The organism is Acinetobacter radioresistens DSM 6976 = NBRC 102413 = CIP 103788 (assembly GCF_006757745.1).
Lineage (GTDB): Bacteria > Pseudomonadota > Gammaproteobacteria > Pseudomonadales > Moraxellaceae > Acinetobacter > Acinetobacter radioresistens.
This window is the reverse complement of record NZ_AP019740.1, coordinates 1,693,667-1,709,679: the sequence shown is the minus strand read 5'-3', so window position 1 is coordinate 1,709,679 and position 16,013 is coordinate 1,693,667. Positions and strand designations below refer to the sequence as shown.

The window sequence follows — 16,013 nt, the reverse complement described above, 5'->3', positions numbered from 1 at the left end:
AAATAGCTCAACATATGAGCTATTTTTTATTAAATGATTAGCCTAAACATTAAATTAAAAAGGTGAAGGAATAAATTGCATAATCAGGGCAATACTCACAAGAGATAAGAGGGTACTAAGCATGACAGACGCAACTGACTGCTCAGCAATGCCATTTAATTGCCCATAGATTCCAAATGCTGTCGCCATAGGAAGAGCTGAAAGGATTAAAGCTGCATAAGCCATCTTCGCTGTGCTTCCCGGCATTATATAAATTATACTGGTCACTACAATTGGCATAATCAATAACTTGATAGTGCATACAATCAGTACATCTTTGCTAAGGTCTTTTATGGTCAATGTTGCAAGACTGGCACCAATCACAAAAATCGCAAGTGGAGACGCAGTAAAAGCTAGTGATTTTAATGGAAGCTCTAGCGAGACAGGCCACTGAACGGTATAAACTGAGCAGATCAAGCCCAATATAATTGAAAGAATAATGGGATTTTTAGCAAGATTCTGCAAAGTTGAAAGAATAATAGTGGATAGAGTCTTATCCTGTTGATCTGAAGATTCTATCAAAATCAGCATCAGACTCAGTAAAATAATATTTTCAATCACCAGTGTCATTGCCAGATAGGGGACGGCGGCCTGGGCAATTAGTAAGGTGAGTACTGCTGTACCGATAAAGCCGGTATTTGACATGGATGAACCCAGCCCAATCACAGCAGCCTGATGGCGAGGTAACTTAAAGAATCGGCGATAAAGTGTATATGCACTGAAGAATAAAATCAGTGAACCTAGCAGGTAGCCTAGAAAATAAGGCATCTGCCAGATTTCATCAAAGGAACGGGTAGAGAGGGCGTACAGTAAAAATGCGGGTAGCGAAACTTTAATAATAAACTGGATGATTGCCTGTACATGCGTAGTATTTAGCATGTTTAAGCGCAAGCTTAAATAACCCACACTTAAAATAATAAAGATGGGAAAGATGACTGAAATAATTTGTTCCATGACCTGATCGTTTGCTCCCTGCAAACTTGATTATTCCACTATTTCATTGAGTTTTAAATGTAGTTGGAACGTTTAATTAAAAAGAATACTGGATGAAGATAAAAAGAATATGTTAGCTGTATATTAAAATTATGAACAAAAGGCTTTAGTTAGCAGGGCCTAATAAAAATGCCAGTCATATTAATGAACTGGCATTTTTATTAATTTACTGGGTATATTTTTATACGTTAAAACGGAAATGCATAACATCACCATCCTGAACGATATACGTTTTACCTTCTAGACGCCATTTGCCGGCCTCTTTGGCACCAGCTTCACCGTTGTACTGTACAAAGTCATTGTATGCAACAACTTCAGCACGAATAAAACCTTTTTCAAAGTCGGTATGAATGACACCTGCCGCTTGTGGTGCAGTTGCACCAACTTTAACCGTCCATGCACGAACTTCTTGCACCCCTGCCGTGAAATAGGTTTGTAAGCCCAGTAAAGCATAACCGGCACGGATAACTACATTTAAACCCGGTTCTTCCATGCCCATTGCTTCTAGGAACTCAGCGCGATCTTCATCTTCAAGAAGTGAGATTTCAGATTCAATCTGGTTACACAGAGGTACCACAATGGCATTTTCTTCTTCTGCCAATTTGCGAACAGCATCCAGATGCGGATTATTTTCAAAGCCGTCTTCTGCCACATTTGCAATATACATGGTTGGTTTTAACGTCAGTAAACCAAAACCACGTACCAGTTTGCGCTCATCATCAGCTAAATTTGCTGCACGTGCTGGCTTGCCCTCATCCAGTAAAGGCTGAATTTTTTCTAGTACGGCTTTGGTTGCTACCGCTTCTTTATCGCCACCTTTAGCAACTTTGGTTAAGCGCAAAATAGCTTTGGCTACAGTTTCCAGATCAGCCAGTGCCAGTTCAGTATTAATAGTAGCAATATCATCTAATGGATCAATCTTGCCATTTACATGAATAACATTTTCATCTTCAAAACAACGTACGACATGAGCAATTGCATCAGTTTCACGGATATTCGCCAGAAACTGGTTACCTAGACCTTCACCTTTGGATGCACCTGCTACCAGGCCTGCAATGTCAACAAATTCCATCGTGGTGGGAATAATACGTTGCGGGTTTACAATAGCAGCCAGCTTGTCCAGACGTGGATCGGGTACAGGTACAATTCCGGTATTTGGCTCAATAGTACAAAATGGGAAGTTCTCTGCTGCAATGGCAGCCTTGGTTAATGCATTAAAAAGGGTAGACTTACCCACGTTTGGCAGGCCAACAATACCGCAATTAAAACCCATGAAATGACTCACAAAAATTGTTATCTGAAATTGCCGATGATTTTACATGAAAGCCATGACAAAGTCAGTCATGGTATCTCACAATCCCTGAAAGTCTGTATTGTTTTAAAGCTTGCGCTTATCTAGCTGGCTGGCCAAGGCATCTCCAGTTGCCTGAATAAGCATCACCAGGATCACGAGCACCAAAATAACAGCCAGCATAATCGTAATATCAAAACGCTGATAACCATAACGGTAAGCAATATCACCAAGTCCGCCTGCTCCTATAGCACCAGCAATTGCAGAAGAATTGATCATGGTTACCATCGTAACGGTAAAACCTGCCACAATTCCGGGCAAGGCCTCCGGTAAAAGTACATGCCAGATAATCTGTTTACGGTTACAGCCCATCGCTTGTGCGGCTTCAATCAAACCATGATCCACTTCACGTAAACTGACTTCAGCAATACGCGCAAAAAACGGGGTAGCAGCAATAGTTAATGGCACCACAGCAGCCCACACGCCATAACTGGTACCCACAATAAGACGTGTGAGTGGGATCAGAGCTACCATCAAGATTAAAAAAGGGACAGAGCGTGTAATATTAATGACCCATCCCAAGGGCTGATTAATCATCCGTGATGGATAAATACCATGTTCACTGGTATTGACCAGGATAATTGCAATCGGTAAACCAATTAAAAAAGCTGCAAGAGCAGATATGCCTACCATAATTAATGTATCGATAGTGCCGGTCAAAAGCAGGTTAATGAGCTGGTCGTGCATAGCCAAGTACCTCAATGTGGGCAATATATTTTTTTAGCGCTTCTTTCAAATGCTTCAGATTTAACTGTACGTCGGGTATAGCGACAATCAGTGAACCGATCAGATGCTGCTGGATCGTATCAACATGGCCCTGATATAAGTGAACTGGACCATTTAACTGCTCAAGAATGGCTTTTAAATCTGGTGTGTGGTGTATGGCAGACTCATAACAAAGTTTTAAAATAGTATGTGTAGTCTCTGTAGTTACCTTCGAATTCACTGCAAATGGTAAATCCAGTTGTTCTAGAGTTAATAATTCTTGAGTAATTGGCTGTTCAGGTTTTGAAAAAACACTCCATACCTGACCAGACTCGACAATTTCACCTTGATCAATAACAACTACCTGATCACAAATTTCCCGGATAACCTGCATTTCATGGGTAATCAGGACAATTGTGATTCCCATTTGCTGATTGATTCTTTTGAGTAACGATAAAATGACCGAGGTACTTTCCGGGTCTAGAGCTGAGGTTGCTTCATCACATAATAAAATTTCAGGGCAGTGTACCAGAGCACGTGCAATACCGACGCGTTGTTTCTGCCCACCTGAAAGTTGTGAAGGATAGTTTTCTGCTTTACTGCTTAAACCGACCAGTTCCAGTGCCTCATTAACACGCAGTTCAATCTCGGCTTTTTTATGTCCTGATATTTTAAGAGGCAGGGCAACATTTTCCCACACTGTTTTAGCTGACATCAGGTTAAAGTGCTGGAAAATCATTCCGATACGTTGACGCAGCCGAATGAGTTCCGGATGATCCAGACTGGCCAAGTTTTGTTGGTGAATATGAATACTGCCATTACTGGGCTGTTCCAGACCATTTAATGTACGTAGCAAAGAGGATTTTCCGGCACCGCTTTTTCCAATAATGCCGAAAATTTTACCTTCAGGAATATCCAGACTGACATTTTTGAGTGCATGTACAGATTTGCCTTGTACTTGGTAGTATTTGTTGAGGTTTCTGATCTTGATATGGGAAACCGTAAATTCAGTATGAGAACCAAAACTCACCATTATTCTTCTCCTTATTTCCAACCCTGAAACCACATGCCTTGACCAAAGTCCTGATCCAGTATCGTTTTGACCTTTTCTGAGGTTTGAAAGGCTTGTACAAATCTGGCAAGTTTCTGGTCTTTATCTTGATAATCTGTTCGGGTCACGAACAAGATGGCGTATTTCTTGTCTATCGGATCTAAAAATAAAGCATCCTTCGGGTTAGCTGCTTTTGCCATTTTCAGATAATGCGGAAAACCAAAAATAAGATCTGCTTCATCTATGGCATGGGCTGTTTGTGGACCTTCTACCTCAATAAACTGTAACTGTTTAGGATTGCGTATAATGTCCTGAAGTGTAGTTAATTCATTCTGAATATCTTTAACTTCAATCAGGCCGGCCCGGGCAAGCAGAATTAAAGCACGCGCCGAGTTGACCGGATCATTGGGTATGACTACGCGAGCATGAACAGGAAGTTGCTCTAGTGATTGATACTTTTTTGAATATAAGCCCACATGGCTTCCAGTACCTGGTGCAAATGCATGCAGGTTAAACCGGGTTTCACGAATTGCATTTTTCAGATAAACACTTTGCTGAAAAAAATTGGCATCAATATCACCGTTCTGAACAGCTACATTGGGTGCATGCCAGTCTGAAAACTCAACCAGCTTGACCTGAATACCTTGTGCTTTCATATCATCTGCCACACTTTGTAGCAGATCGGCATAGGGTGGGCTGATGCCGATTGTTAAAGTGTCTTTCTGCAGAGTATTACTGTTAAAACGGTAAGCAGCCAAACCGAGTATAACTAAGAGGGTTGTCAGGCCAATTAGCCAGAACTTATAAGAATCTGATTTTAATAAGGTCATCATCTGTTCCTTACTTCCAGCCAGGGAACCAGAGTTTTTTCCCAAAATCCTCATCTAAAGCGGCTTGCACTCTTGGGGAGTTCTGGTAAATAGTCACGAATTTTTTCAATTGATCGTCTTTATCTTTGTAATCATCACGGACTACAAATAAGATGGCATAGCGTTTGTTGGTATTTTTGTCGAATAACAGTGCACTTTCCGGATCAGCAGTTTTTGCCAGACGTAAATAATGAGGATAGCCAAAAGCCAAATCAACATCATCAATTGCACGTGCGGTCTGTGGTCCTTCAACTTCGATAAACTGCAGATTTTTAGGGTTTGCAGCAATATCCTGTAAACTGGACAGATGATTGTTTACATCTTTTAAGCTAATGAGTTTGGCTTGCTGCAAGAGCAGGAGAGCACGACCCTGATTTACCGGATCATTTGGTATAGCAACTCTGGCATTTTGTGGTAACTCATCAAAGCTTTTATACTTTTTTGAATACAGGCCTACATGAGATGCTGCTCCAGCTGCAAAAGCTTTGAGCTTAAAACCGGTTTCTTTTATGGCATTATCCAAAAATGGCTGATGCTGAAAAAAATTGGCATCAATATCTCCGTGATTTAGCGTAATATTGGGCGTGTTCCAGTCAGAGAATTCAACAAGCTTAATATGAAGTCCTTCTTTTCTGGCTTCTTCTGCTGCAACTTGTAACGGTTTTGCAAACGATGGGCTAATCCCGATGACCAGTTCATCTGAACCTGTTTTTTTCTGTAACGTCCAGCCAGTAAGACCTAAGATAACTATGGTCAATACTGCCCCTAAAATAGTGAATTTCGTTTTTGCTGTTTGTGCCATCATGCACCTCTAAAAATTTTTAAAATGTTTTATGCAAGCTGTTTTTGAATAGGACGGATTTCGGCGGGAGAGGCCGGGGTTAGACATCGGAACTGTTGCACCGGATGTTGTGCAGAAAGCAGGTTACCTTGCTGAAATAACTTATGTCGCAATGTACCTTCGCTATAAGCTGTTTTGTAGCGACCGCGCTGTTGCAGCTCCGGAATAACCCACCGGATAAAGTCCTGATGGGATTCCGGGGCAACCGTACGGGTCAGGTTAAAACCATCAATTCCTGTTTCATCAATTAAATGAATTAATTGTTCCGCTACAGTTGCTCCACTACCCACAATGAGGGGGTAACGTCCTCCCAGCACATGTTGGTCTTTCAGATCTGCCACTGTAATTTTCTGTTCTTTAAATTTATTGTTGACTGAAGCAATACTGTTAGTTTGCTGATAGGGAATGGTTTCTTGTTCTGTAAACTGGGACAGATCAATGCCGACAGAACTGGAATAGTGGGCAAGGCCTGCTTCAGGACTCGCATAGTGGCAATACTCTGCCAGTTTTTCCTGTGCAAGCGCATCAGTTTCAGCGCTAACCACAGTAATGCCAATAAAAATTTTAATAGCTTCTGCTTCACGACCCTGTGCAGTGGCAAGTGTTCGAATTTTCTCGACCTGCTGTTTAATTTTTTCCGGTTTATCGCCTCCAATAAATATGGCCTCAGCATGTTGAGTTGCAAAGGTAAGACCACGTGGCGAAGCACCTGCCTGAAAAAGGACCGGGGTGCGCTGGGGAGAAGGTGAAACCTGAAATACTCCTTCACTCTGGTAAAATTGGCCCTGATGCCGGATTGAATGCACTTTCGCCGGTTCAGTAAATATTCGGTTCTGCCGATCCTTTACAACTGCATCATTTTCCCAAGAGCCTTCCCAGAATTTATAGCAAAGCTCTAGAAACTCCTCAGCCTGTGCATAACGTAAATCATGTTGCTTCAAGCCTTTCTGTCCGATTAATCTTTCAGCACTATCTAAATAACCTGTCACAATATTCCAGGCAATCCGGCCATGGGTTAAATGGTCTAGACTGGCAAAACGCCGTGCAAACTGATACGGCGTTTCATAGCTCAGATTTACTGTAATACCGAAGCCCAGATTCTGGGTAACTGCGGCCATTGCTGAAACCAGAGTAGAGGGGTCATGGCTGGGAAGCTGGATTGATTCTTTTAAGGTCAGCTCAATACCGTTTTGATAGACGTCATATACACCAGTAATATCTGCAAGAAATAACCCGTCAAATAATCCTTGCTCTAAAGTTTTCGCCAAATCTGTCCAGTAGTTCAGTTCATTAAAACGATGTGATTGATCTCGTGGATGTGTCCATAACCCATGGTTAATATGTCCTGCTGAATTCATGTCAAAAGCATTAAGTAAAATCTGTTTAGGTAATTGCTTTGCCATTACAATGTCCCCCTGCGTGGAGGTAGAACTCCATTCAATACATATTGTCCAATAAAGTAATATTTCCAGCGCGCTGCATCATGTAAAGTATGGACACGTGCATTACGCCAGAAACGGTCTAGTCCGTTTTTTAACTGGCTACCCCGGCTACCTGCCAGTTCAATCAGTTTGCTGGATGCTTTTAATGCAGTTTCTGTACTATGTGCACGAACCTTAGCTACCTCAATTGAAGCCTGTGCTATATTTTCCACAGTAGGTAATGGACGGGCTACCTCAAGAGCCTGAGCAGCCTGTTTGAGGAGAACCTCACTGGCACGTACATCAGCAGCCACACGGCCGAGTTCTAGCAGAGTCAAGGGGTCTTGAGTAGCACGATCTAGTCCTGAGTCAATCCAGGGGCGCGCCTGTTTTACCTGCTGCAATGTTTCTTCAAAAGCAGCGCGGGCAATTCCTACTTCAATTGCAGCATGCATAATCTGGGCAAATGGCCCGACTAAGGTGGGCTGAGTGAATGCTGTATCAAAGGCAATCAGATCCTCTTGCTCAACAGCGACGTGATTAAATTTTACCGTACCACTTCCTGTTATACGCTGCCCAAAGCCACTCCAGTCATCCACGATTTCAAGGCCTTGGCTATTACGCTTTACAAAAGCTAAAAATTCCCGACCTTCTGCATCTGTAACTAGCGTAGGAATACGGTGTGCGAAAAGGCTTCCGGTACAATAAAATTTTTCCCCCTGAATTACGTAGTTATTTCCCGTAGCAATCAATTGTGTATGCTTATGAGCGGCAGATCTGGTTTTGAATTCTGCCAGTGCATTACCGAAACGGGCTCCTTTTAAAACTTCTGTGTAAAACTTCTGTTTCTGCTGTTCTGTACCTGTATTACGCAGGACTTCCAGTGCATAGAAATGATTTTGAGGAATCTGTCCAATTGAACCGTCCACTCCACTAAACAGGGCAATGACTCTAGCTACGGTCAGACTTGAAACTTCTGCACCCCCATATTGCTTGGGAACGGTAATCGCCCATAAGCCTGACTGGCTGTAGGCTTCTATCTCTTCAAAAGGCAAAATACGGTTTTGGTCCCGTTGAACTGCCTCGGCTTTAAACTTTTGACTTAAATCCTGTGCAATAGCCAAAGCTTCTTCATCACTTTGGATAATATGTGTCTGATTTTCTAAAACTTCTTTAAGATGAAAATTTTGATATGAGGTCATAAGATATTTCCTTAAATCCAGGCATGACGAGCAGGAAAAGCCTGGTTGAGGTAATAGTTACCAATGGCATGTAACTTCCAGCGTACTGGGTCATGCAAGGTATGAACTCTGGCATTCCGCCAGTACTGGTCCAGATGATGCTGGGATAGACAGGAACGACTGCCGCCAAGTTCGAGCAATTTTTCTGAGATCTGTAGGGCAGCGTCATTGGCATAAACTTTGGCTTCTGCAACCCTTATAGAAGCTTGTGCTGCCTGCTCCGCTGTAACTGTCTTATGCTGGTCAAGTTCATCGAGATATTCAGCTGCTTCATCCAGTAGCAAAATAGATGCATCAAGCAAGATATTTAATTTACCAACTTCCTGTAGTGTGTAATGTTCGGAGCTGGCTTTTTCTACTTGTGCGTCAATAATAGGGCGTGCTTTATGAACAGCAGTTAAAGTTTCTGCAAATGCAGCCTCTGCAATACCAACATCTATAGCCACCTGGAGTAGCTGCGAATAAGCACCGCGATAATTAGGTTTTTCATAAAGTTTTCTTTCATCAAAAATGAGATCAGGATTTACTCTGACCTGGTTCAGACGGACTGTGCCGCTAGCTGTGGTGCGCTGCCCGAAACCGTACCAGTCATTGATGACTTCTACACCTTTTTCCTGTGCGTCAATAATTACCAATACGACATGGCCTTCAGGATGAACTGCTTTAATAGCAAGCCAGTGTGCAAAACTGCTGCCAGTCGAGTAGAACTTTTCACCATTAAGAATATATTGGCCATCTTTAACGCTAAGCGTGGTCTCTAGTGTTTTACTGTCTTTGGTGTGGCGCTCTGGGCCACCATTAGCCAGACGCTTGCCATGCAGAATTTCAGAGAAAATAAAATTTTTTTGTTGCTCGTTTCCCATCATATTAATCATGTTGAGCAGGGCAATCTGGTTTTGCGGGATTTGACCGACATTGGCATCGGCTTTAGATAAAATTCTGAACACCTGAGCAAGTGTTTTGTTTGAAACGAATGCGCCTCCAAAAGCTTTAGGAATACGGATGCCACCTAATCCTTTGAAACTAAACTGTTCAATTTCTTCTATTGGCAAGATCCGGCATTGATCCCGTTCATTTCTTGTATTCAAGGCAAAATCAGCTACCTGATAAGCTGCATTCAGGGCCTGCTGATCATTTTCTATAATATAAGCGGGAGTTTGAGTAATATGAGTCATCTTTATACCTTCCTAAGATGACTCAGAACTTAAAGGAATTATCTGGCAAACTTAAACCAGGTATTATGCGAAACTTATCATTAAAAGCTTATAAGAAAAAAACTGCTGAAATTTATAAAAAATCAGATAAAGCAGATTTATATAAATCAGTAAGTTAATTAAAATTATATAGTTTTTAGCTGGTTGAAATTTATCTTATATATGTAATTGGCATAATTATGGTAAAAAAAACTATAAAAACAGATGGGATAAGGCTATAAGAAAAGAAGTAAATCTGAACAGGTGGTCAGAATTTTTAGAACCATCAGTTTTAAAGTAGAATGATATTCAGGTCTTAATTTAAAAGTCAGTTAAAATACAAAAATAATCCGGAGTTTTTATGCGTACTTTATACCAGTTTCCTTTATCTCATTTTTGTGAGAAAGCTCGCTGGTTACTCGACCATAAAGAGTTAGATTATGTTGCGCATAATTTGATTCCAGGCTTTCACCGGGCCTTTACCCAATTGAAAACCGGACAGAACAGCTTGCCTGTTTTGAAAGATGACAGCTACTGGATTGCTGACTCTACAGAAATTGCCCTATATCTGGATGAGACCTATCCTGAACACAGTTTACTGCGACGTGACCCGGAGCTGCGAGAGCAGGCATTGCAGATCAATAATGTTGCTTCTGAGCTCGGAGAGCATGTCCGTCGCTGGGGGCTGGCCCAAGCACTATCACAGGGCGATGAGCCTTTAGAAATCATGCTCGGTGAACAGGGGTATATGCGTCAGTTTGAGAAATTTTCAAAACCTTTAATCAAAACGCTTGTAACCAAGGGATACCAGCTCGAATCTGAAAAAGTAACTGAATCTAAAGCCAGAATGACTGAGCTGATAGAACAGCTAAATAGCGCATTGATCAAAAATGGAGGACGTTACTTTGTTGGTGACCGCTTAGGTCTTGCCGATATCGCAGTATGTTCCATGCTGGCGCCTTTGCTTGAGCTTGGCGGAACACCTTGGGAAAATGAGCATGAAGAGAACAGAACGGAAGACTTCATGAATTATCAGTCTTATTTACTTGATTTACCTTTAGGTCAATATATTCAGCGTATTTATGAGACAGAACGTAATGCCCGAGTAGACTGGCGTGGAATGTAGCTGGGTATATAAGTAATATAAGCCTTGTTATCGCAAGGCTTTCCAATTTTTTAGGGATAAAAAATATTGTAAAAACACAAAATAATGAGAATATAAAAACTTAAAAGCCATTAATTTGGTAAAGTTTTTAAAGAATAGACTTTAAAGTGAGAAATTTTTTCTAAAAATATTGAAATTAAATGATTAAAGGGAAATAATTCGACTCAGCCGCTGTTAAATTAATAGTCAGGGTGTGATAGGGATCGAAAAGAGGGTCAGCTTATTGGGAGATGGGCACTGACTAAACTCACAAGGTCTTAATTCGACTTCAGTTATATAAACCACAAGTTTATAAAACAGGCTATAGGTTATCCACGTATAGCTACTAGAAGGAAACAGTATCATGTTTTCCCTTGACCCTAAAAATTTATTTGATCATAAAAATAAATCTGACCATAAGTACCACAGCATGATTCAATATACGGTATGACTGGAGCTCAGAATGGGACTGGACCGTTTCGACAAGCAAATTCTTGAAATATTGACACACGAAGACCTGAATTTAAATGAACTCTCTGAGCGAATTAATCTTTCTGTAAGCTCGGTGCACCGCCGTATCAAACAGCTTATTGAAAATCAGGTGATGACTAATCTCAAGCGTGATATCAATTTTCAAAAACTAGGTTTTAAGTTGCATGTCTTGCTACAAGTATCCCTGAGTAAACATGACAGTGATACCTTTGAAAAATTTCTGCAAGAAGTCGAAGAGCTTCCTGAAGTTATTAATGCATTTTTGGTTACCGGCCAGTCTGCCGATTTTATTCTTGAAGTTGTTGCTACCGATATGGAAAATTATAGCGATTTTCTGCTTAAACGGATGGGGAAAATCGAGCATGTTGTAGCGTTGCATTCAAGCTTTGTAATTAAAGAATATAAAGTGTTTAATTGTTATAACTTGCTAAATAAAGTTCCAGAGCAAGTATAAAGCTTAAAAATAAAAAAGCGCCAGTTCTGGCGCTTTTTAATAATATTTAATCAGGCATCAAGCTGAGCCAGTACTTCATCTGAAAACTCAACGTTGGTATAAACATTTTGTACATCATCTAAGTCTTCTAGCATATCAATCATTTTCATGATTTGTTTAGCTTGATCAATATCGGTAATTTCTGCTTTGGTAGAAGGACTCATTACAACCTCAGCATTGTCTGACTTCAAGCCGGCCGCACTAAGTGCATCCTGAACGTCACCGAAGTTCTCTGGTGTGGTAATAACTAAAATCTCATCTTCAGAAATTTCAATATCTTCCGCACCAGCTTCTAGAGCAACCTCCAAGATTTTTTCTTCAAGTGACAGATCATCAAAAGAGATTTCACCACGTTTGGTAAACAAGTAAGCCACAGAACCTGAAGTTCCAAGATTACCATTAGTTTTACTAAAGCAATGACGAACATCAGGAACAGTGCGGTTTAGGTTATCTGTCATGGTTTCTACCAGTACAGCTACACCACCTGTGCCATAACCCTCATAAGTGATTTCTTTTAAATCATCATTATCTTCACCACCAGCACCACGTTGAATGGCCCGGTTAATTGTATCACGCGTCATATTTACTGAAAGCGCTTTTTCGACTACAGCACGAAGACGTGGGTTACTGGCCGCGTCCGGGCCGCCGAGTTTAGCAGCCGTTACAATTTCTCGAATGTATTTGGTAAATACTTTACCGCGACTTGCATCTTGTTTTGCTTTGCGATGCTTAATATTGGCCCACTTGGAATGACCCGCCATGCGAATTATGCTCCAGTTTTATAAACTAAAATTTCGGGTTGAAATGTTAGCATAGCCACTGATTTGTTGAAAACAGGCCACTGCCAGCTTTTAAGCGAAGTTTCCGAAAAATCTTTAGAAGCTGATGCTCTAACAAGAAGATTTAGATAAAACAAATTAATTAAACTGCAGCTTCAACTTTAAGCTCTTAGTCTTGCGAGCACATTCATAGAAAATAGCTGAGCTTTAGGCTCATTAAAACAACCAAAATTTAGAGGCTAAACTCATAAAAAATTATATTAATTAAATTAAAATTATAAAATTACTTGTAATTTGTTTAGAAAAAATTATAAATTAACAGGCTGTATACGACTTTAGTCTAACAGGTGGGCCTAAACTGTTTAGTACTGTAAGGGGAAGCGATTATGTTTTTAACGCTTATCGGCGTTGGTTTGGCTATTTTTATTCTGATCTGTGTCTGGAGTGCGATTGAAATCTACCTGGAAGCTCATCATCGCAAATAATTAGCCTTGTTTTAAACAAAGCACTTTGGGAAATGCTCTGTTACAGCGGTTATCTTCCTGTTTTATCTTTATATAAAGATCAAGAGCCTAACAGTTCTTTGTAGCCAGCCATTTTTCCTTAATATAGAGATCTACCCGATATTGCTCATCATAATCATCAGCAATACAATTTGCCTGACTTTGTGTAGCTAAGTTTTCAACCTTTTTGACAAGGACAGTTGGTGTTGAAGATAATTTATCAATCTGACAAACCCACCATTGTTTTCCAATTCTTCGAACCTGAAAAAACTCACTGTTTTGCTTACGCTTAGCCATAATCATGACACCCTTTTTTCAACTGAGGAGTATTTAGATCTATTATTTTATAGGTGTATAGCTCTAGATAGTTAAGTTTTATGAGCAAAAATCGCTTAAATTTAGAACAATTAAGTGTTTATTTTATAAGATGTGATTACTGTAATACTAAGCTAGATCAAAAATTATATTAAAAATATATAATTATTTTTAATATAATATTTCAATAGGTTGTGTGTAATATTATAATAAAACTGATAGCGCAATACATTTAAGTAAGCTATTAAAAAATTATATTTAACTTTGTATTAAAGGATAACAAGGATTTTAATATATTATAAGGTTCTTTGTTTATTGATAAAATTTAACTCACCTATAATTTTATTAATTCCTGTAGAACAACGATGGAATATATAATGAAAAAACAATATTTATTGTCTGCAATTATCTGTGTAAATACAGGGTTGATCATTGGATGCCAAACAGTTTTACCTTATATCGATACTGCTAAACCGACCACTACTCTAAAGACTTCTTCTGGAACACTGTCTGTAAATACAATTGTGCAAATGGTTTACCCTAAAATACTCAATGAGCCTCTGGCGCATGTGACACCCGTACTCAATGATTATTTTAAATCTTACCCTTATCAACAGCTTGAACCAAATATATTGGGTTTTTTTCATCCTAGTATTGAATATAAAAATCCACAAGGTGAAACTCGTTACCTGGTTATTATTGAAAAAGTAAAAATCAATAATGGATACATTCAGGACTGCCGAGCCTGCTCAAGTACAGTAGATTTATTTATATTTAAAAAACAGGACAACCATTTCCAGTTAGTCAATTCAGCTTTAAATCAGAAAGATATCCCTACAGCCGGTGGGCATTTGTATGTTAGTTTTAAACATGACTTACAGAAAAATTTAAGACCGTTTGGCAAGAACATGATAGGAAGTTATACGCTTGCAACTTTTACAGGTGCAGGGGGGCAAGAAATTTCGACTTGGTATGCGGTCTTGTTGCCTGATGTCGGGAGAGTTCAAGTTCTTGAAATAGGCTCGGCGGGTAACGATACATCAAGTTACTATGCAGATCGTCCTGAGTTTGCATCCATTGTTACATCAACATTAAGAGTGGTTAATAACCAGAACACTTATTATCCTGTTGAAGTGACTTATATTGACCAAGATCAGCCAAAGAAGTCTTACAAAAGTCTATTTATGTATGATCAAGCCAAGCACATCTATGTGGAATATGAAAAAAAATAATCAAAAGACCTTTTAGTTAAATAATAAATCAAATATTGAGTGATAACTTAAAAACAGACTGTATTTTAAAATAAACCAATTTAATGATTTTAAATGATTAGAATAATCTTGGTTTTTAAGAATAACAGGCTAATGAGATTCAAAATTAAAATATGAGTTGGTTTATAAATAAATTTTGCTTTAATTGGTCATATAAAAACTTTAAAAGATTTACTACTAAAAGTATTAATTTATTAAAAAATAAATTAGTGGAATTTATAAAGTTATATAAGTCAACATTAATAAAAAAACCTCATAATTCACGAATTATGAGGTTTAATATATGGTGGGCCCACCGTGACTTGAACACGGGACCAACGGATTATGAGTCCGCTGCTCTAACCAACTGAGCTATAGGCCCTATAAATGCTTATATCTAAAGCATTTTTGCGATAGCAATACTAGCTAAATTCTCAAGTAAACACAAGCATTTCTCAAAAAAAACTGGAGAGATGCTGTTTTATTCATCAAATTTAGGAGATTAAAATGACGAAGCAAATAAATGCGGTGATAAGAAAAGTATTAGCTTGCCATAAAAAATTTCTTTAAGAAGTTAAGCTTAGTAAGTAATTTTAAACTGTTTAATAATTAAGTATTTAGATTTTGGTTTTTTCAAAAACAAAATGAAAACAATTGCTTATTTATTTATAGTGAATTAAAAAATAATATTGGATTTTTGTTTAATTCATGTTAATAAATAAATTGAAAGTACACAACAAACTTTCGATACCGTTTCAGGAAGAAACCATAACTATAGTAACAAGGAGCAAAACTATGTTTCAGTTGTTAAGAAAACTCTTCTGTATGCATGCCTATGAATATGAGCAGTTCTCAGAATTTAATGAGGTAAAAGAGTGTCGTAAATGCGGAGATCATAGGAACTAGATGTATATTTATTGGTTTAAGATACCCATGAACCTGGTATGTTTCAATCAAATCTAATTCGATTTTTATTATAAAACCTGAAGAATTTTATAAAGGCTGCTGTTTTCGGACAGCAGTCTTTTTTATAATTATCTTGAATTCATTCAAAAATTTTAAAATTTGAAAGGCGATAGGAAATAGCATGACTAAGGATTTTAAAGCTGCAACTTATATTGTAGATGATAATCTTGCAGATACGCTTTGTTGGCTATGTCAGCATCAGGACAGTTTCGACAGTTTTTCTTATGATGTGCAGACTGGTGAGTTAATAGTGAATCATGCTGCAGGTAGTGATGTGATTCGTAAAGGTAATTATCTTAATGCAAGTTATGGTGTTTTACTGACGTCTTCCTAGAAAGCAGAGATATAAAAAAGCCCCAGTTTGGGG

At 39.0% G+C, this 16,013-nt stretch carries 15 protein-coding genes and 1 tRNA gene; 4 read left to right on the top strand and 12 right to left on the bottom strand.

The features are described 5' to 3' along the window. Positions 1-54: 54 nt before the first annotated feature. The 9 genes from ACRAD_RS08040 to ACRAD_RS08000 all read right to left on the bottom strand — a co-directional run bounded on the left by ACRAD_RS08040 (position 55) and on the right by ACRAD_RS08000 (position 9,686). Positions 55-993 carry an AEC family transporter gene (locus ACRAD_RS08040; RefSeq protein WP_005404483.1) on the bottom strand — a complete coding sequence of 313 codons (939 nt, stop codon included), beginning with the start codon at positions 991-993 and terminating at the stop codon, positions 55-57. A 220-nt stretch (positions 994-1,213) separates the two neighbouring features. After that, positions 1,214-2,305, bottom strand: a complete 1,092-nt coding sequence (ychF, locus tag ACRAD_RS08035) for a redox-regulated ATPase YchF (protein WP_005026380.1) — start codon at positions 2,303-2,305, stop codon at positions 1,214-1,216. A gap of 105 nt (positions 2,306-2,410) precedes the next feature. Next, positions 2,411-3,070 carry a methionine ABC transporter permease gene (locus tag ACRAD_RS08030; RefSeq protein ID WP_005019858.1) on the bottom strand — a complete coding sequence of 220 codons (660 nt, stop codon included), beginning with the start codon at positions 3,068-3,070 and terminating at the stop codon, positions 2,411-2,413. After that, a complete protein-coding gene (locus tag ACRAD_RS08025) occupies positions 3,051-4,121 on the bottom strand; it encodes a methionine ABC transporter ATP-binding protein (protein WP_005026378.1) in 1,071 nt (356 codons plus the stop codon). Before ACRAD_RS08025 ends, ACRAD_RS08030 begins: the two co-directional genes overlap by 20 nt. An 11-nt stretch (positions 4,122-4,132) precedes the next feature. Further along, complete coding sequence (locus ACRAD_RS08020) at positions 4,133-4,969, bottom strand: MetQ/NlpA family ABC transporter substrate-binding protein (protein ID WP_005019860.1); 837 nt, start codon at positions 4,967-4,969, stop codon at positions 4,133-4,135. A 10-nt stretch (positions 4,970-4,979) separates the two neighbouring features. Beyond that, entirely contained in the window at positions 4,980-5,810 is an 831-nt protein-coding gene (locus ACRAD_RS08015) for a MetQ/NlpA family ABC transporter substrate-binding protein (protein WP_005019862.1), read from the bottom strand. Between the two features lie 29 nt (positions 5,811-5,839). Beyond that, complete coding sequence (locus ACRAD_RS08010) at positions 5,840-7,252, bottom strand: LLM class flavin-dependent oxidoreductase (protein ID WP_005026375.1); 1,413 nt, start codon at positions 7,250-7,252, stop codon at positions 5,840-5,842. Then, positions 7,252-8,472 (bottom strand): SfnB family sulfur acquisition oxidoreductase, encoded by a 1,221-nt coding sequence (locus tag ACRAD_RS08005; protein WP_005026372.1) that lies wholly within the window; start codon positions 8,470-8,472, stop codon positions 7,252-7,254. Before ACRAD_RS08005 ends, ACRAD_RS08010 begins: the two co-directional genes overlap by 1 nt. A gap of 11 nt (positions 8,473-8,483) precedes the next feature. Then, complete coding sequence (locus tag ACRAD_RS08000) at positions 8,484-9,686, bottom strand: SfnB family sulfur acquisition oxidoreductase (RefSeq protein ID WP_005026370.1); 1,203 nt, start codon at positions 9,684-9,686, stop codon at positions 8,484-8,486. 379 nt (positions 9,687-10,065) lie between these two features. Between ACRAD_RS08000 and ACRAD_RS07995 the strand changes: the two genes are divergently transcribed. Next, positions 10,066-10,830: a glutathione S-transferase family protein gene (locus ACRAD_RS07995; protein WP_005026367.1), complete on the top strand. Its 765-nt coding sequence runs from the start codon at positions 10,066-10,068 to the stop codon at positions 10,828-10,830. Positions 10,831-11,311: 481 nt separating this feature from the next. Then, a complete protein-coding gene (locus ACRAD_RS07990; protein ID WP_005019868.1) occupies positions 11,312-11,794 on the top strand; it encodes an Lrp/AsnC family transcriptional regulator in 483 nt (160 codons plus the stop codon). 50 nt (positions 11,795-11,844) lie between these two features. On the opposite strand, the gene ACRAD_RS07985 is transcribed toward ACRAD_RS07990, so the two are convergent. Together ACRAD_RS07985 and ACRAD_RS07980 are read right to left on the bottom strand one after the other, a co-directional pair. Next, the gene (locus ACRAD_RS07985; RefSeq protein WP_005026364.1) at positions 11,845-12,594 is read right to left on the bottom strand and encodes a YebC/PmpR family DNA-binding transcriptional regulator; all 750 of its coding nucleotides are present in this window, start codon (positions 12,592-12,594) and stop codon (positions 11,845-11,847) included. 590 nt (positions 12,595-13,184) lie between these two features. Then, positions 13,185-13,412: a hypothetical protein gene (locus ACRAD_RS07980; RefSeq protein WP_005405020.1), complete on the bottom strand. Its 228-nt coding sequence runs from the start codon at positions 13,410-13,412 to the stop codon at positions 13,185-13,187. A gap of 395 nt (positions 13,413-13,807) precedes the next feature. Here ACRAD_RS07980 and ACRAD_RS07975 point away from each other — a divergent pair, with 395 nt between their 5' ends. Beyond that, positions 13,808-14,662, top strand: a complete 855-nt coding sequence (locus ACRAD_RS07975; protein WP_005026362.1) for a hypothetical protein — start codon at positions 13,808-13,810, stop codon at positions 14,660-14,662. A 323-nt stretch (positions 14,663-14,985) separates the two neighbouring features. On the opposite strand, the gene ACRAD_RS07970 is transcribed toward ACRAD_RS07975, so the two are convergent. Next, positions 14,986-15,062 (bottom strand) — tRNA-Ile (locus ACRAD_RS07970). 705 nt (positions 15,063-15,767) lie between these two features. On the opposite strand from ACRAD_RS07970, the gene ACRAD_RS07965 reads away from it, so the two are divergent. After that, the gene (locus ACRAD_RS07965; protein ID WP_005026360.1) at positions 15,768-15,980 is read left to right on the top strand and encodes a hypothetical protein; all 213 of its coding nucleotides are present in this window, start codon (positions 15,768-15,770) and stop codon (positions 15,978-15,980) included. Positions 15,981-16,013 lie beyond the last annotated feature (33 nt).